15 protein-coding genes are annotated in these 20,113 nt (G+C 65.9%); 6 read left to right on the plus strand and 9 right to left on the minus strand.

Annotation, left to right across the window (positions count from 1 at the left end; all coding sequences use genetic code 11):
• Nucleotides 1–15 precede the first annotated feature (15 nt).
• From BLW02_RS10520 to BLW02_RS10530, 3 genes are all read right to left on the minus strand, one after another.
• Nucleotides 16–807, minus strand: a complete 792-nt coding sequence (locus tag BLW02_RS10520; protein ID WP_092698338.1) for an FAD binding domain-containing protein — start codon at nt 805–807, stop codon at nt 16–18.
• Nucleotides 808–962: 155 nt separating this feature from the next.
• A complete protein-coding gene (locus BLW02_RS10525; RefSeq protein ID WP_092698340.1) occupies nt 963–3,350 on the minus strand; it encodes a xanthine dehydrogenase family protein molybdopterin-binding subunit in 2,388 nt (795 codons plus the stop codon).
• An 18-nt stretch (nt 3,351–3,368) separates the two neighbouring features.
• Nucleotides 3,369–3,839, minus strand: coding sequence for a (2Fe-2S)-binding protein (locus BLW02_RS10530; protein ID WP_092698342.1), 471 nt, complete (start codon nt 3,837–3,839; stop codon nt 3,369–3,371).
• A 212-nt stretch (nt 3,840–4,051) separates the two neighbouring features.
• On the opposite strand from BLW02_RS10530, the gene BLW02_RS10535 reads away from it, so the two are divergent.
• From BLW02_RS10535 to BLW02_RS10545, 3 genes are all read left to right on the plus strand, one after another.
• Nucleotides 4,052–5,212 carry a helix-turn-helix domain-containing protein gene (locus BLW02_RS10535; RefSeq protein WP_092698344.1) on the plus strand — a complete coding sequence of 387 codons (1,161 nt, stop codon included), beginning with the start codon at nt 4,052–4,054 and terminating at the stop codon, nt 5,210–5,212.
• Nucleotides 5,213–5,399: 187 nt separating this feature from the next.
• Nucleotides 5,400–7,160, plus strand: coding sequence for an ABC transporter ATP-binding protein/permease (locus tag BLW02_RS10540; RefSeq protein WP_092698346.1), 1,761 nt, complete (start codon nt 5,400–5,402; stop codon nt 7,158–7,160).
• A gap of 85 nt (nt 7,161–7,245) precedes the next feature.
• Nucleotides 7,246–8,943 carry an ABC1 kinase family protein gene (locus BLW02_RS10545; protein WP_092698348.1) on the plus strand — a complete coding sequence of 566 codons (1,698 nt, stop codon included), beginning with the start codon at nt 7,246–7,248 and terminating at the stop codon, nt 8,941–8,943.
• A gap of 179 nt (nt 8,944–9,122) precedes the next feature.
• On the opposite strand, the gene BLW02_RS10550 is transcribed toward BLW02_RS10545, so the two are convergent.
• Genes BLW02_RS10550 through BLW02_RS10560 form a run of 3 tightly spaced genes read right to left on the minus strand, consistent with a single transcriptional unit; the run spans nt 9,123 to nt 11,478 of the window.
• Nucleotides 9,123–9,950: an ABC transporter substrate-binding protein gene (locus tag BLW02_RS10550; RefSeq protein ID WP_092698350.1), complete on the minus strand. Its 828-nt coding sequence runs from the start codon at nt 9,948–9,950 to the stop codon at nt 9,123–9,125.
• Nucleotides 9,947–10,744, minus strand: a complete 798-nt coding sequence (locus BLW02_RS10555; protein WP_092698352.1) for an ABC transporter ATP-binding protein — start codon at nt 10,742–10,744, stop codon at nt 9,947–9,949. The genes BLW02_RS10550 and BLW02_RS10555 overlap by 4 nt, the downstream gene beginning before the upstream one ends.
• On the minus strand, nt 10,741–11,478 hold the full coding sequence (locus BLW02_RS10560) for an ABC transporter permease (protein ID WP_092698354.1): 738 nt from the start codon (nt 11,476–11,478) through the stop codon (nt 10,741–10,743). Before BLW02_RS10560 ends, BLW02_RS10555 begins: the two co-directional genes overlap by 4 nt.
• A 50-nt stretch (nt 11,479–11,528) precedes the next feature.
• Between BLW02_RS10560 and BLW02_RS10565 the strand changes: the two genes are divergently transcribed.
• From BLW02_RS10565 to BLW02_RS10575, 3 genes are all read left to right on the plus strand, one after another.
• Nucleotides 11,529–12,656, plus strand: a complete 1,128-nt coding sequence (locus BLW02_RS10565; protein ID WP_092698356.1) for a substrate-binding domain-containing protein — start codon at nt 11,529–11,531, stop codon at nt 12,654–12,656.
• A 182-nt stretch (nt 12,657–12,838) separates the two neighbouring features.
• The gene (locus BLW02_RS10570; protein WP_092698358.1) at nt 12,839–13,474 is read left to right on the plus strand and encodes a TRAP transporter small permease subunit; all 636 of its coding nucleotides are present in this window, start codon (nt 12,839–12,841) and stop codon (nt 13,472–13,474) included.
• A 20-nt stretch (nt 13,475–13,494) separates the two neighbouring features.
• Nucleotides 13,495–15,324, plus strand: a complete 1,830-nt coding sequence (locus BLW02_RS10575) for a TRAP transporter large permease (RefSeq protein ID WP_092698360.1) — start codon at nt 13,495–13,497, stop codon at nt 15,322–15,324.
• A gap of 297 nt (nt 15,325–15,621) precedes the next feature.
• Here the strand turns inward: BLW02_RS10575 and BLW02_RS10580 are convergent, their stop codons facing one another.
• The 3 genes from BLW02_RS10580 to dxs form a co-directional block, all read right to left on the minus strand.
• Nucleotides 15,622–16,704 (minus strand): TRAP transporter substrate-binding protein, encoded by a 1,083-nt coding sequence (locus tag BLW02_RS10580; protein WP_092698362.1) that lies wholly within the window; start codon nt 16,702–16,704, stop codon nt 15,622–15,624.
• Between the two features lie 201 nt (nt 16,705–16,905).
• Nucleotides 16,906–17,988: a TRAP transporter substrate-binding protein gene (locus BLW02_RS10585; protein ID WP_092698400.1), complete on the minus strand. Its 1,083-nt coding sequence runs from the start codon at nt 17,986–17,988 to the stop codon at nt 16,906–16,908.
• 176 nt (nt 17,989–18,164) lie between these two features.
• Nucleotides 18,165–20,051 carry a 1-deoxy-D-xylulose-5-phosphate synthase gene (gene dxs, locus BLW02_RS10590; RefSeq protein WP_092698364.1) on the minus strand — a complete coding sequence of 629 codons (1,887 nt, stop codon included), beginning with the start codon at nt 20,049–20,051 and terminating at the stop codon, nt 18,165–18,167.
• Nucleotides 20,052–20,113 lie beyond the last annotated feature (62 nt).

Raw genomic sequence — 20,113 nt, forward strand, 5'->3', positions numbered from 1 at the left:
GGGGTTGCCCTCATGTCATCCCAGCATCTGCTGCACAGCGCGCTGGGTTTGCACGCTGATGAGGTTGGCGCGGTAGGCAGCGCTGGCGTGGATGTCGGCGTTCAGGTCGCTCGCGTCGATCTTGACGCTGGTCGCCGACTGCGGCGTGAAGCTCTGGTTGAGCGCCGCCTCCAGCCCCGCATGGCGGAACACGCTGCTGGCCGCACCGGTGACGGCCACGCGCACGCCGCTGTCGGTCTGCGCCACAAACACCCCCACCAGCGAGAAGCGCGATGCCGCCTGTTTGAACTTCATGTACGCGGCGCGCTTGGGGATGGGGAAGCGGATGGCGGTGATGATCTCGCCCTCATCCAGCGCCGTGGTGAACATGCCCACAAAGAAGTCGTCGGCCGCGATCTCGCGCTGGTTGGTGATGACCGTCGCACCCAGGCCCAGCACCGCGCTGGGGTAGCAGGCGGCGGGGTCGTTGTTGGCCACCGAGCCTCCCAGCGTGCCACGTGCCCGCACCTGACGGTCGCCGATGTGGGCGGCCAGGTCGGCCAGCGCGGGAATGGCGGCCTTGACCTCGCTGCTCGCCGCCACGTCGGCGTGGCGCGTCATGGCGCCGATGACCAGCGCATTGCCCTCGCGGCGGATGCCCGCCAGTTCGGCAATCTGGTTCAGATCGACGATCTTCTCGGGGTGGGCCAGGCGCAGGCGCATGGACGGCAGCAGGCTTTGACCGCCTGCCAGCAGCTTGCCGCCCTGGGCGATGATTTGCGCGGCAGCGGCGGTGGAGGAAGGCGCCTCAAAGATGAATGCGTACATAGGGAACTCCTGTCAGTTTTCATGCTGCGACAGCAAAGGCTCGCAACCGGTGAAAAACGCGCGGCAAAGGCCAGCGGCCGCCGCGCAAGGGCCGCCCCGCCGCGCTGGCGGCGTCCCGCTGGAGGGGGAAGGCGCGAAGCGACTCAGGGGGGGCTTCATGTTTTGGCGCTCTGGATGGCTTCCCACACGCGATGCGGCGATGCGGGCATGTCGAAGTCCTTCACGCCCAGCGGGTGTAAAGCATCCAGCACGGCGTTGATCACCGCCGGCGGCGAGCCGATGGCCCCGGCCTCGCCGCAGCCCTTGGTGCCCAGCGGGTTGTGCGTGCAGGGCGTGCACACATGGCCGAGCTGGAAGGTGGGAAAGTCGTCGGCGCGCGGCATGGCGTAGTCCATGAAGCTGCCGGTGAGCAGCTGGCCCGTTTCGCGGTCGTACACGCAGTTTTCCAGCAGCGCCTGGCCGATGCCCTGCACCAGGCCGCCGTGCACCTGGCCTTCCACGATCATGGGGTTGATGATGGTGCCGAAGTCGTCCACCGCAGTGAACCGGTCCACGCGGGTCAAGCCCGTGGCCGGGTCCACTTCCACCTCGCAGATGTAGGTGCCCGCAGGAAAGGTGAAGTTGGTCGGGTCGTAGAACGCGGTCTCGTTCAAACCCGGTTCGAGCTTGTCGAGCGGGTAGTTGTGCGGCACGTAGGCCGTGAGCGCCACCTGGCCGAAGGGGATCTTCTTGTCGGTGCCGCGCACGGTGAATTCGCCGCCGCTGAAGTCGATGTCGGCATCGCTGGCTTCCATGAGGTGCGCGGCAATCTTCTTGGCCTTGGCCTCGATCTTGTCCAGCGCCTTCATGATGGCCGCGCCGCCCACGCTGATGGAGCGCGAGCCGTAGGTGCCCATGCCAAACGGCACGCGGCCCGTGTCGCCGTGCACGATGTCCACGTTTTCCACCGGGATGCCCAGGCGCGCGGCCACCACCTGCGCAAAGGTGGTCTCGTGCCCCTGGCCGTGGCTGTGCGAGCCGGTGAACACCGTCACGCTGCCCGTGGGGTGCACGCGCACCTCGCCGCATTCGAACAGCCCGGCGCGCGCGCCCAGGGCGCCCGCGATGTTGGACGGCGCAATGCCGCAGGCCTCGATGTAGCTGCTGTAGCCGATGCCACGCTTCAAACCCTTCGCCTCGCTGGCCGCCCGGCGTGCGGCAAAGCCGGCCACATCGGCCAGTTGCTCGGCCTGCGCCATGCAGGCGTGGTAGTCGCCAATGTCGTATTGCAGCGCCACCGGCGTCTGGTAGGGGAAGCTGGTGATGAAGTTGCGCTTGCGGATCTCGTCTTGCGCCAGCCCCATGTCCCAGGCGCAGCGCGAGACCAGGCGCTCCAGCAGGTAGGTGGCCTCGGGCCGGCCCGCACCGCGGTAGGCATCCACCGGGGCCGTGTTGGTGAACCAGGCATCCACTTCCACATGGACCTGCGGTGTGCTGTATTGCCCGGCCAGCAGCGTGGCATACAGGATGGTGGGCACCGCGCTGGCAAAGGTGGAGAGGTAGGCGCCCACGTTCGCGTCGGTGTGCACGCGCAGGGCCAGGAACTTGCCGTTGGCATCCATGGCCATTTCGGCGTGGCTGACATGGTCGCGGCCATGCGCATCCGAGAGGAAGGACTCGCTGCGGTCGGCCACCCACTTGATGTTGCGGTTGAGCTTTTTGGCGGCCCAGGTCAGGCACACGTCCTCGGCATACAGAAAGATCTTGGAACCGAAGCCGCCGCCCACATCGGGCGCGATCACGCGCACCTTGTGCTCGGGCAGGCCCATCACAAAGGCCGTCATCAAGAGGCGCTCGACATGCGGGTTCTGGTTGCTCACATACAGCGTGTATTCGTCGTTCGCACGGCTGTAGCTGCCAATGGCGGCGCGCGGCTCCATGGCGTTGGGGATCAGGCGGTTGTTGACCAGATCGAGCTTCGTCACATGCGCGGCGCCGGCGAACACGGCGTCCACCGCGCCCTTGTCGCCGATCGCCCATTTGAAGCAATGGTTGTCGGCAGCGATGTCGTGCACCACCGCCCCGGCCACCTTGCCGGCGGCGGCATCGGCCACGTTGACCACGGCGGGCAGCACGTCGTAGTCCACCTCCACCAGCTCGGCGGCGTCGCGCGCCTGCTGCTGGGTTTGCGCCACCACCATGGCCACATGGTCGCCCACGTAGCGCACCTTGCCCTGCGCCAGGATGGGGTGCGGCGGCTCCTTCATGGGCTCGCCGTTGGTGCTGGTGATGAGCCAGCCGCAGGGCAGGCCGTTGATGCTGTCGGCGGCCACATCGGCGCCGGTGAAAACGCCCAGCACGCCCGGCGCGGCCTGGGCGGCGCTGGCGTTGATGCGGTTGATTTTGGCGTGCGCGTGCGGCGAGCGCACGAACACCGCGTGGCTTTGCGCGGCCAGCACCACGTCGTCGGTGTACTGGCCCGCACCGGTCAGGAAACGGTAGTCTTCCTTGCGCTTGAGCGATTCGCCGATGTGCGGCAGCTTGGAAAAGTCGGATGCACCCATGGTTGTTCTCCCCTGTGTTTATGCCGACGCCATGGCCTTCTGGCCGACCTGCACCGCGCGCACGATGTTCTGGTAGCCCGTGCAGCGGCAGATGTTGCCTTCGAGCAGCTCGCGGATCTCGCCTTCGCTGGCGTGGGGGTGGTTCTTGCACAGGTCCACCGCGCTCATCACCATGCCGGGGGTGCAGAAGCCGCACTGCAGGCCATGGCACTCCTTGAAGGCCGCCTGCATGGGGTGCATGGTGCCGTCGGGCGCGGCCAGGCCTTCGATGGTCTGCACCTCGGCGCCCTGCGCCTGCACGGCCAGCATGGCGCAGGATTTGACGGCACGGCCGTTGACGATCACGGTGCAGGCGCCGCACTGGCTGGTGTCGCAGCCCACATGGGTGCCGGTGAGCAGCAGGTGCTCGCGCAGCGCATGGACAAGCAGGGTGTTGGGAGGAACGTCAACACGGGCGGCACGCCCGTTGACCGTGAACTGGACTTGCATCTGGCTGTCTCCTGAAGCGGTGTTGGCTGGAACTGCAAACCGCATCTTGGGCCGAGCGCACCCACTGATTCCTAGGGAGAACCCTCGGTTCCTGGAAGGCCGCAGGGGATATTCTCAAAATGAAACATGTTGCAGTGCACATGCGGACTGCATCCCAAGGGCGGCGCCACATCTGCCGCGCACCCAGCGCCACCCCCTCTACCGGAGGTTCCATGCTTGCCGTTGCCCCGCCCATCCCCACCGAGCGCCAGCACCTGATTGCCCAGGCGCGCAGCGCCATGCTCAGCCAGGGGCCCTTGCCCGCCACGCTGGCCATCGAGCCCTGGATCGTGCGCTCGTGGCAGCGCTGCCTGGCCAGCGGGCACCGGCCCGCGCAGGCGCTGGTGTTCAACGTCGTCAGCGCCCGCGCCGTGCAGCGCACCGCCGAGCAGCACGCCACGCTGCTGCAAGCGGCCCGGCCCGTGCTGGAACAACTCGCCCGCGCCATTGCAGACGTGCACTATTTCGCCCTGCTGACCGACGCGCGCGGCATGGTGATCGCGGTGCAGGGCGCGTTGGACCGCCATGACCCCCGCGCCCGCGCCATCGGCCGCGTGGGCATCGACCTGTCCGAGGCCGCCGTGGGTACCACCGCCATCGGCGCTGCACTGGCCGAGCTGCAGCCGGTGTGGTTGCACCGGGGCGAACATTTCTTTGACGCCAACAGCGGCTACAGCTGCGCCGGCGCACCCCTGTTCGGGCCCCAGGGCCAGTGCGTGGACATGCTCGACCTGACCGGCGTGGATGTGCCCGAGCGGCCCGAGCTGCGCCACCTGGTCGCCTGCTCGGCCCGCGCCATCGAGGACGCCCTGCTGCTGCAACTGCCGCACGCGCTGCTGCTGCGCATCAACTGGCCGGGCAGCACGCTGGGTGGCGACGGCGACGGCCTGATGGCGCTGGACGCCGACGGCGCCGTGCTGGGCACCAACACCATGGCACGCCAGCTGGTGCCGCAGCCGCTGCGCGAGCCCGGCGCGCCAGTGCATTGCAGCGATCTGCTGGCCCTGCCGTGGCCCCTGCTGTTCGATGCGGGGCAGCGCCCACCGGCCGTGCCGCTGGACCTGCCCCTGTGGTCGGGCCTGCGCCTGCAGGGCCTGGCCCTGCGATCCCATCCGGCCCGCACGCCATCCCGCCTGGCGCACACCGTCCCGGCGGTGGCCGGCGCCAGCAGCCCGGCGCCGCTGCGCGCGGCCGAAGCCGCCCTCATCCGCCAGGCTGTGCAGGATGCGCGCGGCAACGTGGCCGAAGCCGCCCGCGCACTGGGCATCAGCCGCGCCACGGTGTACCGCAAGCTCGGGACAGTCAAAAGACAGGGTTCACGCGAATTTTGGTAAAAAGCGGCCATAGCGCTTGGACTTGAATCCGCCCATTCCTACAAAGCGTCAAAAGCTATATTTTCAATAGCGATCTTGTTGCTTTTCTTGTCTCTTGCGACTGTCCGCAAGGTTCTCGGCCTGCGCACGGCAGGCTGGGCTGCGGCGACAATCCTCAGGGCAAGCCGTGCACCACACCGAACAACCCATGCCCCACGAAAATCCATCAGGCTTCAACGCCCGCCTGTGGCGCCGTTTCGTGCAGATTGCACGGCCCTACTGGCAATCCGAGGAGCGCTGGCGCTCGCGCGGTCTGCTGGCGCTGCTGGTGTTGCTGCTGCTGGGGCAGACCGCCTTCAATGTGTGGTTCAACCACGAAACCGGCGAATTCACGTCCGCGCTGGCGGCGCACGATGCAGACCGCTTCTGGGCTTCCATCCGGCGCTACACCCTCATCCTGGTAGCGGCCGTGCCGATCTACGCGCTGTATTACTACGTGCGCGACACCCTGGGCCTGCGCTGGCGACGCTGGCTCACGCAGCATTTTCTGGCGCGCTATTTCGAGCAGCGGGCCTATTACCGGCTGAATGCCATCGTGGGCATCGACAACCCCGACCAGCGCATCGCGGAAGACATCAACGCGTTCACGCAGCAGTCGCTGTATTTTTCGATGATCGCGCTGGGCGCGGTGATCCAGCTGATTGCGTTTGCCAGTGTGCTGTGGGCCATCTCGCAGGGGCTGGTCTATTTTCTGATCGGCTACGCCATCTTCAGCACCGTGTTCACCGCCAAGGTCTTTGGCCAGCGCCTGATCGGGTTGAACTACCGCCAGCTGCAGCGCGAGGCCGATTTCCGCTTCAGCCTGGTGCGGGTGCGCGAGCATGCCGAGCCCATCGCCTTTCACAGTGGCGAGCAGCGTGAAATGTCCACCCTGCGACGCATTTTTGACGCCCTGTATGCCAACTACCAGCAGGTGCTGCGCTGGCAGTTCAAGCTCAACCTGTTCCAGTACACCCACAGCTTCCTGACCATCGTGCTGCCCAGCGTGATCATTGCCAACCAGGTGCTCTCGGGCGACCTGGAGGTCGGGCGGGCCATTCAGGCCGCAGGCGCCTTTGCGGCCATCCTGAGCGCGCTGACGGTGATCGTCGAGCATTTCGAAAGCCTGAGCCGCTTCTCGGCCGGCGTGGACCGGCTGCATGCGTTTGCCACCACCCTCGAAGGCCAGGCGCTGCCCCCCGTGCCCCCCGTGCCCCCCGCACCGCAGGGCACCAGCGAGCCCAGCCTCGAACCCGCGGTCCATATCCACACCGTGCCCGGCTTCGAACTGGGGGTCACGCAGCTGACGGTGCTCACCCCCAACCGCGAACACCTGCTGCTGCGCGACCTCACGCTCCGCGTGCACCCTGGCCGGGGCCTGCTGATCGTGGGGCCCAGCGGCGCGGGCAAAAGCTCGCTGCTGCGCGTGGTGGCCGGGCTGTGGGCCACCGGGTCTGGCGAAGTGGTGCGCCCCGCCGACCCCGACATGCTTTTTCTGCCCCAGAACCCCTACCTGCCCCTGGGCGACCTGCGCTGCCAGCTGCTCTACCCCCAGACGGAACGTGAAATTACGGACGCGGAGCTGCAGCAATGGCTGGAGCGGGTGAACCTGCCCACACTGGCCGAGCGCTTCGGCGGGCTGGGCGCCCACCTCGATTGGGCCAAGGTGCTGTCGGTCGGCGAGCAACAGCGCCTGGCCTTTGCCCGTGCGCTGCTGGCCAAGCCCCGCTACCTGCTGCTGGACGAAGCCACCAGTGCGCTCGATGCCGCCAACGAGGCGCTGCTGTACGGACAGCTGGCGGGCCTGTCGATCACGCCAGTGAGTGTGAGCCACCACCGGAGCGTGCTGGAATACCACCACCAGGTACTGGAACTGGCGGGCGACGGCCGCTGGGCGTTGCATGCCGCGGGCCACTACCACTGGACATGAATACCCGGCGGCGGGCCCGCACAACCGCCAGGCGACGGCATGGCCCTGCAGGGGGCCATTGAAAGCACCGGACTATCATCGCCCCATGCTGATCGAGACCCTGGACACCGCGCGCGACCTGGGGCGCCTGAAAGAGATTCTGGGCGTGATGGTGCGCCACGGATTTGGCGACACCGTGCGCCGCCTCGGCCTGGCCGACAAGCTGGAGCGCGCCGGCCAGGCACTCCACTGGAACCTGGCGGGCGACCTGGCCCGCGTCGAGCCGCCCGTGCAGGTACGGCTGGCACTGGAAGAGCTGGGCCCCACCTTCGTCAAGTTCGGGCAGCTTTTGGCGGGCCGGGCCGATCTGTTCGGCCCCGACTGGATTGCCGAGTTCGAGAAGCTCCACAGCCATGTCCCGGCCGTTCCCCTGGAGGCGCTGCGCCCCCAGTTGCGCCAGGACCTGGGGGATGAGCCCGAGGCAGTTTTTGCGCGCTTTGACACCGAGCCGCTGGCCGCGGCCTCGATCGCACAGGTGCACCGCGCACAGCTGCCCGACGGTAGCGAGGTGGTGGTCAAGATACGCCGGCCTGGCATCAGCGAGGTGATCGAGGCCGACCTGCGCCTGCTGGAGCGGCTGGCCGCGCTGGCCGAAGCCGAACTGGCCGCCCTCAAGCCCTACCGCCCGCAGCAGCTGGTGCGCGAGTTCGCACGCTCACTGCGGCGCGAACTCAACCTGGCGGGCGAATGCCGCAGCGCCGAGCGCATTGCCGGCAACCTCACCAGTCTGCCCCACATCGTGGTGCCGCGCGTTTACTGGGAGCACACCAGTGAGCGCATCAACGTGCAGGAATTCATCGAGGGCGTGTCCGGCGGGCAGCTGGATGTGCTGACACCCGAAGCCGGCTTTGACCGCGCCTTACTGGCCCGGCGCGGCGCCCAGGCCGTGCTGAAAATGATTGTGCAGGACGGCATCTTCCACGCCGATCCGCACCCCGGCAATGTGTTCTACCTGGAAGGCAACCGCATCGCTTTCATCGACTTCGGCATGGTGGGACGCCTGTCGCAGCGGCGACGCGACGAGCTGCTGCAGATGCTGCTGGGCCTGGTAGAGCGCCAGCCACAGGCGGTGGCCGAGGTGCTGCTGGACTGGGCGGGCGATGCCCACGGCGTGGACCTGGGGCAACTGGAGGTGGAGGTGGAGGCCTTTGTCGACCAGTACCACGGCGTGCCCCTGGCCCAACTGCAGCTGGGCCAGATGCTGGCCGATGTGACCTCCATCCTGCGCGAGCACCACCTGGGCCTGCCACCCGACCTGGCCCTGCTCATCAAGGCCTTCATTTCGCTGGAAGGCATGGGCCGCAACCTGGACCCGGACTTTCACATGGCGACCGAGGCCCTGCCGCTGCTGCACCAGGTGGTGCGCACACGGTATGAACCGCGCGCACTGGCCGGCCGTGCCTGGCAGGCCTTGCGCCGGGCGCTGGCCACCGCCGAGCAATTGCCCGACGACCTGGCGCGCCTGCTGCGCAACGCGCGCCGGGGCCGCCTGCAGGTGGGTATCGAGCTGGCCCATCTCAAGCGGGTGGGCGACCAGATCGACCGCTCTGCCAACCGGCTGTCGATGGCGCTCATCATCTCGGCCCTCATCATCGGCTCATCCATCGTGATGACCGTGCAGGGCGGGCCCACGCTGTTCGGGCTACCGGCCTTTGGCTTCCTGGGCTTCTTTGGTGCCGTGGTCTGCGGGCTGTGGCTGGTGCGCGCCATCTGGCGCAGCAGCCACCATAGAGACGAGGATTGAGGAGGATCTGCAAGATCACCCTTAAGGCAGCAGCCCCGCAAAGCGCTACGGCTGCTTACCCAAAACAAGGCCCCACCGCCACAAAGTCGGCATGGCCCATGCCAGTGCCACCGAGGAACCGGCTGCGCCGTGCCATTGGTGGCGTCCCCATAGGGGATGCCTCGACGCGGCCCAGGGGGTCACTTCGCTGCGTTCGGGAAGAACAACTGCTCACCACCGATCTTGTAGTTGGCGATCGCCGTCTGGCCCACGGGTGAAACCACCCAGTCCACGAATTTCTGCGCAGCCTGCACCTTCACATGCGGGTGCTTGGCGGGATTCACCACCATCACGCCGTACTGGTTGAACAGGCGCTGGTCACCCTCCACCAGCACGGCCAGGTCGGCGCGGTTCTTGAAGTTGAGCCAGGTGCCCCGGTCGGCCAGCACATAGGCGCCGCTGGAGGCGGCAATGTTGAGCGCCGGGCCCATGCCGCAGCCGCACTCCTTGTAGCCGCTGCCCTTGGCGGCATCGGCGCCCGCCAGCTTCCAGTAGCGCAGTTCGGCGGCGTGGGTGCCGCTCTTGTCGCCACGCGAGACAAATTCGCCATTGCCAGCGGCCAGCTTTTTCAGCGCTTCCACGATGTCCTTGCCCTTGATACCGGCGGGATCGTTCCTGGGGCCGACCAGGATGAAGTCGTTGTACATCACGGGGTAGCGCTTCACGCCCCAGCCATCGGCCACAAACTTTTCCTCGGCCACCTGGTCGTGCACGAACAGCACATCGGCGTCACCGCGGCGCGCCGTGTCCAGCGCCTGGCCCGTACCCAGGGCCACCACCTTCACGTCCAGGCCACTGGCCTTCTTGAACTCGGGCAGCAGATAACCGAACAGGCCCGACTGCTCGGTGGAGGTGGTGGACGCCATGGTGATGGACTGCGCGCTGGCGACTCCACAAACGGCCAAAACAATGGCTGAAAGCGCTTTACAAGTCAGCGTCAGAAGCCCAAAAGACTGCATGTTCTTCATACCATTTCTCCTTTGACAAACAACCGGGCGGCGTCGGGCAGGGGGCCGTTGAAAAAGTCGTGCACGGGCAAATCGGCCAGCACAGCGCCGTGTTCGAGATAAATCACCCGGCTGGCCAGCCGCTTGACCTGGCCCAGGTTGTGGCTGCTGAAGACCATGGTCACGGGGTGGGCCGGGCCCGCCTGGCCGTGGCTGGCGGCCAGGTCGGCCATCAGCAGCTCGACCTCGCGCTTGGCGTGCGGGTCGAGGCTGGCGGTGGGCTCGTCGAGCAGCAGCACATCGGGTCGCAGCGCCCAGGCCCGCGCCAGCGCCACCCGCTGCTGCTGCCCGCCCGAGAGGGTGCGCGCGCCTTGCGCCGCAATGCCCTCCAGCCCCACGCGCTGCAATGCCAGCAACGCCTGCGCGCGCGCGTCACGCCAGCGCACACCCTGCAGCCACAGGCCCAGCGCCACGTTGTGCTGGGCGCTGGTGCGCAGCATGTGCGGGCGCTGGAACAGCATGGCCTGGCGGCGGCCATCGCTCCGCAGCAACTGGCCGCTGCTGGGTTTGGCCAGGCCGTGCAGCACGCGCAGCAGCGTGCTCTTGCCACAGCCATTGGCACCGATCAACGCCACGCGCTCGCCCGGGGCCACCGACAGATTCACACCCAGGAGCGCCTGCACGCGGCCATAGCGCACACCCACGCCGTGCAGGGAAAAAACAGGGGGATGATCGGGCGGACTCAACGACGCCCGCGCCACCTTCACACCATCGGGCCAGGACGCAGCCGCGCCCGCGGCGGGCACTGCGCTCATGCCAGCACCCCCGGCATGGTGCCCTGCGAGGTGCCGTCCACGCCTTCCCGCCAGCGCCGCAGCACGGCAATCAGCACATTGAGTGCCAGCACCACGGCCAGCAGCACCAGGCCCAGCGCCAGGGCCAGTGGCAGATCGCCCTTGCTGGTTTCCAGGGCGATGGCGGTGGTCATGACGCGCGTAAAACCGTCGATGTTGCCGCCCACGATCATCACGGCGCCCACCTCGGAAATGGCGCGCCCGAACGATGCGATCAGCACCGTCAGGAGGGCATAGCGCTCGTCCCAGGCCAGCAACAGGCTGCGCATCACGGGGCCCGCTCCCAGCGATTGCAACTGCTCGCCATGGCTGCGCTCGGCATCGGCCACCGACTGGCAGGTCAGGGCAGTGACGACCGGCAGCACCAGCAGGGTCTGGGCAATGACCATGGCCTTGAAGGTGAAGAGCCATCCCATGGCGCCCAACGGGCCGCTGCGCGACAGCAGCAGATAGACCACGAGTCCGACGACCACCGAAGGCACTGCCAGCAGGGTGTTGAGCCAGGCCAGCACGCCCCCCCGGCCCGCGAACCGCGCCACGCCCAGCCACGCGCCCAGCACCAGGCCACCGCCGCAGGCCAGCAGGCAGGCCGTGCCGCTGACAGCAAGGGAGCGACCCACGATGGTCCACAAAGCAGGGTCGGCCGAAACCGTGAGATGCAGCGCCGTGAGGACGCTTTCAGAGAGAGTGGACATGGATTCGACTATCGTATGCACCGAATCAATCTCCAGCGATATGAACACCTGTGCATAGGGTCCAACTCCACTACACGCTCAGCCGCGATGCCGGCGACGCCCTGATCCGCAACCCCTTGCCCGAGATGCTGCAGGCCGTGGCGCAGCAAGGCTCGATTTCGGCCGCCGCGCGCGCGCTGGGGCTGTCCTATCGCCATGTGTGGGGGGCCCTCAAGCGCTGGGAAGACCAGCTCGGTGGGGAACTCGTCACCTGGGGCAAGGGCCAGTCGGCCCAGTTGAGCGAGTTCGGCACCAAGCTGCTGTGGGCCGAGCGCCAGGCCCAGGCCCGCCTGGCGCCGCAGATCGCCGCCCTGCATGCCGACCTGGAGCGCGCCTTTGCCGTGGCCTTTGACGCCGATGCCCATGTGCTCACCCTGTACGCCAGCCACGACGATGCCCTGGTGGCGCTGCGTGCCCATGCGGCCACGCAGGCCGATGCCGGAGCGCTGCACCTCGATATCCGCTTCACCGGCAGTGTGGATGCAATCCGCGCACTCAACGAGGGGCGCTGCACGCTGGCCGGCTTTCACACGGTGGATCAGCCCGCCGCCGACTCTGTGGCAGCGCGCTCCTACAAGCCCCTGCTGCAGCCCGGGCTGCACAAGATCATCGGCTTTGCCCAGCGCACGCAAGGCCTCATCGTGGCCCCGGGCAATCCGCTCGGCCTCCACAGCCTGGCGGACGTGGTGCGCACCGGCGCCCGCTTCATCAACCGGCCACTCGGCAGCGGCACGCGCGTGCTGCTCGATGACCTGCTGGCCCAGGCGGGTGTGGACGCCCAGGCCATCCCGGGCTACATGCGCAACGAACCGTCGCACACCGCCATTGCCCAGGCGGTGGCGGCCGGTGCGGCCGATGTGGGCATGGGCATCGAGGTGGCTGCGCGCACCCGGGGGCTGGATTTCGTGCCGCTGGTGCAGGAGCGCTACCACCTGGCCTGCCTGAAGGCCAGCCTGGACCAACCCGCCACGCAGGCCTTGCGCCGCTTGCTGCAAACACCCGAGTGGCAGGCACACATGAAGGCACTGCCGGGCTACACCCCTCTGCACTGTGGCGAAGTGCTGGCCATGAGCACGGTGCTTCCATGGTGGCAATTTGCAAGCAAGAAACGCGCTCCGCTGCCCCGGAAGCAGCCCTGATTGCTATATATATAAGAGCACAAAAGCCAAGTCGGTGCAAAGGGATTACACCGTCACACTCCCGTCAGGCTCCCACTATAGTGCTACGTAAAATCGCGCCTTTGTAAAAATGTGTCCCGCCATCCCGCCTACCCGCGGGGCGGAAGGGATGTCGCACGCACAGCCTTTCCATTGGAGACACCATGCAGGCTCTTCTCAAATTTTCACGCGCCATCGACGGGCTCAATGCCTTTGTCGGCAAGTACGTCATCTGGCTGATCTTTGCCGCCACCGCTGTCAGCGCCGTCAACGCGCTGGTGCGCAAGATTTTCGGGGTCAGCTCCAATGCGTTCCTGGAAGCACAGTGGTACCTGTTTGCCTGGTCTTTCCTGGTGGCTGCCGGGTTCACGCTGCTGCACCGCGAGCATGTGCGCATCGACGTGGTCAACAGCCGCCTGCCCAAGCGCGTGCAGGTGTGGATCGACATCGTGGGCTTTGCACTCTTTCTCACCCCTTTGTGCATCGTGGTGCTGTACCTGAGCTGGCCCCTGGTCGTGCAGATGTACCAGACCGGCGAAATGTCGGGCAACCCCGGTGGCCTGATCCGCTGGCCCGTGTGGATGGCCCTGCCCGTCGGCTTCGCGCTGCTGATGCTGCAGGGCTGGTCTGAACTCATCAAGCGCATCGCCTTCCTGCGCGGCCAGGGCCCCGACCCCATGGGTCGCCTCGTCGACAAGTCCTCCGAGGAAGAACTGGTCGAAATCCTGCGGCAGCAGCAAGACGCCGCGGCTGCAGCCAGTGCCGCGGGCACCACCCCACCTGCCACGCCCGCACGCTGAGCCCACGGAGCATCTTCATCATGGAATTCTTCGCTGCCAATTTCGCCCCCTTCATGTTTGCGGGGCTGATCATGTTCCTGCTGCTGGGTTTCCCCGTGGCCTTCAGCCTCGGCGCCTGCGGCCTGTTCTTCGGCTTTGTGGGTATCGAGATGGGCATTTTCCCCAGCTCGGTGCTGGCCTGGCTCCCCCAGCGCCTGATTGGCATCATGGCCAACGACACCTTGCTGGCGGTCCCCTTCTTCACGCTCATGGGTTTGATTCTTGAGCGCAGCGGCATGGCGGAGGACCTGCTCGATACCGTGGGCCAGGTGTTTGGCCCCATGCGCGGTGGTCTGGCCCTGGCTGTGATTTTTGTCGGCGCCCTGCTGGCTGCAACGACAGGGGTGGTTGCCGCGTCGGTGATCTCGATGGGCCTGATCTCGCTGCCCATCATGCTGCGCTACGGCTACGACCGCCGGCTGACCAGCGGTGTGATTGCAGCGTCCGGCACGCTGGCACAGATCATTCCGCCATCGCTGGTGCTGATCCTGATGGCCGACCAGCTGGGCAGGAGCGTGGGCGACATGTACAAGGGTGCCTTCCTCCCCGGTTTCCTTCTCATGGGCATGTACGTGGCCTACGTGATGTTTCTGGCGATTTTCAAGCCCCACCAGGTGCCGGCCCTGCCCCCGGAAGCCCGCACCTACCGCGAACCCAATGGCAGTGGCGGCTACACCTCGCTGACCGTTCTGGCCGCGCTGTCGGCCACCGTGTCGGTCTTCCTGGCACGCCACATGGCCGAGGTGCACAGCTGGTGGCAAGGCAAGCTGGTCACCTCCGTGGCCACCGACGAAAAAATCGTGGTGGCCATGTGCGGTGGCACGGCGGTGGCACTGGTCATTGCGCTGATCAACAAGGGCTTCAAGCTGGGCCTGCTCTCGCGCCTGGCGGAACGTGTGACCTTTGTGCTGATTCCGCCGCTGCTGCTGATCTTCCTGGTGCTGGGCACCATCTTCCTGGGCATCGCCACCCCCACCGAAGGGGGCGCCATGGGAGCCATGGGCGCGTTGATCATGGGCTGGAGCCGCAAGCGCCTGGACATGAAGCTGCTCAAGCAGGCCCTCGCCTCCACCACCAAGCTGTCGAGCTTCGTGATGTTCATCCTGATTGGCGCCACCACGTTCAGCCTGGTGTTCCAGGCCGCCGACGGCCCGGTCTGGGTGGAGCATCTGCTCACCAACCTGCCCGGCGGCCAGGTCGGCTTCCTGATCGCCGTGAACATCATGGTGTTCTTCCTGGCGTTCTTCCTCGATTACTTCGAGCTGTCGTTCATCGTGGTGCCCCTGCTGGCGCCCGTGGCCGACAAGCTGGGCATCGACCTGATCTGGTTCGGCGTGTTGCTGGCCGTGAACATGCAGACCTCGTTCATGCACCCGCCGTTCGGCTTTGCGCTGTTCTTCCTGCGTTCGGTGGCACCCGACAAGCCCTACGTCGACCGCGTGACGCGCAAGACCATGGAACCCGTCACGACGATGCAGATTTACCGTGGCGCCATTCCGTTCCTGCTGATCCAGCTGACCATGGTGGGCGTGCTGATTGCCTTCCCGCAAATTGTCACCGGCGCGCTGGATGCCAAGGTCGAATACAACATGGAGAGCATTGGCGACCAGATGCGCGGCACCCTGGGTGGACCCGCCGGAAGCGAAACCTATGGCGAAGAACCATTTGGCGGCAGCGAGGAGCCCACCGCACCCCCGGCCCCGGACGCAACCCCCGATGCACAAACCCCGGCCCCCGCACCTGCACAAGAAGCCCCTGCCGACGACCCGATGAAGGCGATGCAGGATGCGCTGAAGAAACCGGCGAACTGACGCGCGGCAACGGGTCCGCGCGGATCCGGTGCACATCGCCCCCGATGCGCCACGCCAACCTCCTCAAAGGCCCTTCGGGGCCTTTTTCTTGTGCGCCGGCACCTCCTCCTGGTTTTTTGCAAACCACCAGCACAGGAACAACCAGCCAGGGACGAGTGGTGCAGCCCACGCCGCCCCTGCAAATCCTGGCACCCAGATGCATCTGCCAGGCGCCCGTGGAACACCAACAAAAAAGCCGCGACATGCGCGGCTTGAATACATGTGGGGGCCCTTGCGGGCCACCCGCAGCAACGGCTCTCAGATCTTGACGCCGTTCATGTACTGGTTGTACGGATACTCGGAGAAGCGGTTCCACAGGATCTGGTCACGCTGGAAGGCACGCATGTCTTCATAGATCTTCTTGAACTCGGGCGACTTGGCGTTGTGCTCTTCATACACTTCCATGCAGGCCTTGAAACCGGCATCGATCACTGCCTTGGGGAAAGCGGTGAGCTTGGTCTTTTCTGCCACGAGCTTCTTCAGTGCAATCGGGTTGTAGGCATCGTACTTGGCCGTCATGTCGGTGGCTGCCACGGCCATGGCAGCGTTCAGGATGGCCTTGTTTTCGTCCGACAGGGCGGCGAACTTCTTGTTGTTGACGAAGAATTCCAGGTCCGCGCCACCTTCCCACCAGCCGGGGTAATAGTAGAAAGGCGCCACCTTGTTGAAGCCCAGCTTGGCATCGTCATAGGGGCCCACGAACTCGGCGGCATCCAGCGTGCCTTTTTCGAGCGCCTGGTACACGTCGCCGGCGGGCATGTTCTGCGCCACCACGCCCAGCTTGGCCATGGCCTCACCGAAAACGCCGCCGCCCATGCGCATCTTCAGACCCTTGAGATCCGCAACGGTCTTGATTTCCTTGCGGTACCAGCCGCCCATCTGGGTGCCGGTATTGCCCGCGCTGGCGGTGCGGAAGTTGTATTTCTCGAAAAAGGCATCCAGCAGCTTGCCACCGTTGCCGTACTTCTTCCAGGAGGTGTTCTGGCGCGCGGTCAGGCCGAACGGCACGGCGCAACTGAAAGCAAAGGCAGGGTCCTTGCCGGTGAAGTAATAAGCCGCCGACTGGGCCATTTCGATGGTGTCGGATTGCAGCGCATCGACCACGCCGAAAGCGGGCATCAGTTCGCCCGCAGGGTGCACGGAGATTTCAAACTTGCCACCCGACATGGCCTTGACCGTCCTGGACAGCGTTTCAGCGCTGCCGAAGATGGTGTCCAGGGACTTGGGGAAGCTCGAAGCGAGACGCCAGCGGACCGCGGCCTGCGCGTGTACCGCAGGTGCGGCACCTGCCGCCAGAACGCCAGCTATGCCGGCGTGCTTGATGATGGAACGACGATCCATGAGGGTTATCTCCGAAAATTGATTGCAAGACTCAGTTGCGCCCGTTGTGCGGACGTGCTCCAGGGGCTCTTTCAGCCATCGATCATTGTAGAAATACCCCTCCCGCTATTCTTGCGGGTTTTCCCGCGCAAGACCGATATTGGGCCGTGTATTCAGGCTTTTGCAAGCATTAGCGGCGCGGCGGCCAGCAACGGACGGGCTTCAGATTTTCTGGGCCGACATGAAGCTGTCGTACCGCGCCTCCGCAAAGCGGAACCAGAGGATCTGGTCGCGCTGGAAATTGCGCATGTCTCCATAGATCTTCTTCCACTCGGGGCTTCTGGCATCGTTGCCGGCAAACACCTCCATCGAAGCCTTGAATGCGGCATCCATGATGCCTTGGGAGAATGGCGACACCTTGGTCTTGGCCACCACCAGCTGCTTGAGTGCCGCGGGGTTCAGTGCGTCGTACTTCGCCAGCATGTCGGTGTGCGCCAGAGCTGCCGCGGCCTCTACGATGCCCCGGTAATCGGCCGATAGTGCATTGAAGGCTTTGAGGTTGATGTAGAAGTCCATTTCCGGGCCGCCCTCCCACCAACCAGGATAGTAGTAGTACGGTGCCACCTTGTGGAGCCCCAGCTTCTGGTCGTCGTAGGGACCGACCCATTCCGCGGCATCGAGCTCCCTTTTCTGCAATGCCTGGTAAATATCGCCCCCCGGCAGATTGGAGGGAATCACCCCCAGCCTGGCCAGGACATCGCCCACCAGCCCACCGCCCAGGCGCATCTTCAGGCCCTTGAAATCCGACGGGCTGCGGACCTCCTGAAGGAACCACCCACCCATCTGCGTGCCGGTGTTGCCCCCCGCAAAGCTGCGCATGTTGTAGCCCGCATAGAACTCATCCATGAGCTTGCGGCCATTGCCATGCAGCATCCAGGCATTCATTTGCCGGGCATTGAAGCCAAACGGTATGGCGGAGCCCAGCGCGAAGGCGGGGCTCTTGCCATAGAAGTAATACGGTGCCGTGTGCGCAGCCTCGACCGCGGCGGACTGCACCGCATCCACCACACCGAATGCCGGCACGAGTTCGCCGTCAGCGTGCACGGAGATCTGGAACCTCCCGTTGGACATCACCCGCACCGCTTGTGCAAAGACCTCCGCCACACCATAGATGGTGTCGAGCGATCGCGGAAAGCTCGACACCAGCCTCCAGCGCAGGACCGGCTGTGCGTGAATCGCAGGCGCGGCACCTGCAGCCAGCACGCCAGCCATGCCCGCATGCTGGATGAGTTTGCGGCGATCCATGGAATCCATGAAGTTGTCTCCGGAGGAAAGGAACAAGACGCCTCAAGCGGCCACGTACCAGGGGCCCAACGCAGGCCCATGGTCTTGCCATCGCCAGCATTGTAGGAATGGCGGCGCCCCCGCCGCGGGATCCACCCCGCGAGCACCACCGCACGGGTCTTATCCAGGCGCTCCGTTCAAGCGGGAAACCGCCGTGCAATCGACGCCTGGATACCGGCCGCATCCAGCCCCTGCAGCGACAGCAGCTTGCCCGGATCACCATGCTCGATGAAGGCATCGGGCAGCCCCAGCTGCAACACGGGCAGCACCACCTTGGCGGCGGCCAGCGCCTCCAGCACGGCACTGCCCGCGCCGCCCATGATGGCGCCCTCTTCCAGCGTCACGAGGGCATCGTGGCGTGCCGCCACCTCCAGCAGCAGCTCGGTATCGAGCGGCTTGGCCCAGCGCATGTTGACCACGGTGACATCCAGTGCCTCGGCGGCCTGCAGCGCGGGGTACAGCAAGGTGCCAAAGGCCAGAATGGCAATGCGCGGCGTGCCCGCAGCGGCCTCGCCGGCCTGGCGTTCGCGGCGGATCTCGCCCTTGCCGAACGGCAGACCTTCCAGCCCGCGCAGGGTGGGCACGCCCGCTCCGCTGCCACGCGGGTAGCGCACGGCCACAGGGTGGTCCTGCTCGAACGCAGTGCTCAGCAGCTGGCGGCATTCACGCTCGTCGGCCGGGCAGGCCATGCTCATGTGGGGAATGCAGCGCACAAAGGGGATGTCGTAGGCGCCCGCATGGGTGGCGCCGTCGGCCCCCACCAGGCCGGCGCGGTCCAGCGCAAACACCACCGGCAGGTTCTGCAGCGCCACGTCGTGGATCATCTGGTCATAGCCGCGCTGCAGGAAGGTGGAGTAGATCGCCACCACCGGCTTGACCCCCTCGCAGGCCATGCCGGCAGCGAAGGTGATGGCATGCTGCTCGGCAATGCCCACGTCGTAGTAGCGGCCGGGAAAGCGCTTTTCAAACTCGACCATGCCCGAACCCTCGCGCATGGCGGGGGTGATACCCACCAGCCGGTCGTCCTGCGCGGCCATGTCGCACAGCCACTCGCCAAACACCTGCGTGAAGGTCTGTTTCGGCACCGCCGCGCTTTTGACCAGGCCCACGGCCGGGTCGAACTTGCCGGGGCCGTGGTAGGCCACGGGATCGGCCTCGGCCAGCTTGTAGCCCTGGCCTTTCTTGGTGACCACATGGAGGAACTGCGGGCCCTTGAGGCCCTTGATGTTTTCCAGCGTGGGGATGAGCGAATCGAGGTCGTGTCCGTCGATGGGCCCGATATAGTTGAAGCCGAATTTCTCGAACAGGGTGGCCGGCACCACCATGCCCTTGGCCTGCTGCTCCAGGCGCTTGGCCAGTTCCAGCAGCGGTGGCGCGTTCTTGAGCACGCTCTTGCCCACGTTCTTGGCGGCCGCATAGAACTGGCCGCTCATGAGCTGGGCCAGATAACGGTTGAGCGCGCCCACGGGCGGGCTGATGCTCATGTCGTTGTCGTTCAGGATGACGAGCAGGTTGGCATCGGCCACGCCGGCGTTGTTCAAGGCCTCGAAGGCCATGCCGGCCGTCATGGCGCCGTCGCCGATGATGGCCACGGCATGCCGCTCTTCGCCCTTGCGCTGCGCAGCCAGCGCCATGCCCAGGGCTGCCGAGATGCTGGTGCTCGAATGCGCCGTGCCAAAGGTGTCATAGACGCTTTCAGCACGCTGCGGAAAGCCAGAGATACCACCCAGCTGGCGCAGCGTGTGCATGCGGTCGCGCCGCCCGGTCAGGATCTTGTGCGGATAGGTCTGGTGGCCCACATCCCACACCAGCCGGTCTTCAGGCGTGTGAAACACATGGTGCAGCGCCACGGTGAGCTCGACGGTGCCCAGGTTGGAGCTGAGGTGCCCCCCGGTCTGGGACACGCTTTCGATCACGAACGCGCGCAGCTCGGTGGCCAGCTGCTTGAGGTCGGCGCGGGACAGCTTGCGCAGGTCGGCGGGGTCGTTGATGGTCTGCAGCAGGGGAAAGGATGTCATGGACATTTACTATTTATGGAATAGCTGCTGACGCTTCATACAAAAGCACCAGAGGCCAATTTGACATT

It is taken from the genome of Acidovorax soli, from assembly GCF_900107605.1.
Taxonomy (GTDB): Bacteria; Pseudomonadota; Gammaproteobacteria; order Burkholderiales; family Burkholderiaceae_C; genus Acidovorax; species Acidovorax soli.

Coding starts and splice junctions, on each gene's coding strand:
- BLW02_RS10520 (WP_092698338.1), bottom strand. CDS start 807: ATGTACGCATTCATCTTTGAGGCGCCTTCCTCCACCGCCGCTGCCGCG.
- BLW02_RS10525 (WP_092698340.1), bottom strand. CDS start 3,350: ATGGGTGCATCCGACTTTTCCAAGCTGCCGCACATCGGCGAATCGCTC.
- BLW02_RS10530 (WP_092698342.1), bottom strand. CDS start 3,839: ATGCAAGTCCAGTTCACGGTCAACGGGCGTGCCGCCCGTGTTGACGTT.
- BLW02_RS10535 (WP_092698344.1), top strand. CDS start 4,052: ATGCTTGCCGTTGCCCCGCCCATCCCCACCGAGCGCCAGCACCTGATT.
- BLW02_RS10540 (WP_092698346.1), top strand. CDS start 5,400: ATGCCCCACGAAAATCCATCAGGCTTCAACGCCCGCCTGTGGCGCCGT.
- BLW02_RS10545 (WP_092698348.1), top strand. CDS start 7,246: ATGCTGATCGAGACCCTGGACACCGCGCGCGACCTGGGGCGCCTGAAA.
- BLW02_RS10550 (WP_092698350.1), bottom strand. CDS start 9,950: ATGAAGAACATGCAGTCTTTTGGGCTTCTGACGCTGACTTGTAAAGCG.
- BLW02_RS10555 (WP_092698352.1), bottom strand. CDS start 10,744: ATGAGCGCAGTGCCCGCCGCGGGCGCGGCTGCGTCCTGGCCCGATGGT.
- BLW02_RS10560 (WP_092698354.1), bottom strand. CDS start 11,478: ATGTCCACTCTCTCTGAAAGCGTCCTCACGGCGCTGCATCTCACGGTT.
- BLW02_RS10570 (WP_092698358.1), top strand. CDS start 12,839: ATGCAGGCTCTTCTCAAATTTTCACGCGCCATCGACGGGCTCAATGCC.
- BLW02_RS10575 (WP_092698360.1), top strand. CDS start 13,495: ATGGAATTCTTCGCTGCCAATTTCGCCCCCTTCATGTTTGCGGGGCTG.
- BLW02_RS10580 (WP_092698362.1), bottom strand. CDS start 16,704: ATGGATCGTCGTTCCATCATCAAGCACGCCGGCATAGCTGGCGTTCTG.
- BLW02_RS10585 (WP_092698400.1), bottom strand. CDS start 17,988: ATGGATCGCCGCAAACTCATCCAGCATGCGGGCATGGCTGGCGTGCTG.
- dxs (WP_092698364.1), bottom strand. CDS start 20,051: ATGTCCATGACATCCTTTCCCCTGCTGCAGACCATCAACGACCCCGCC.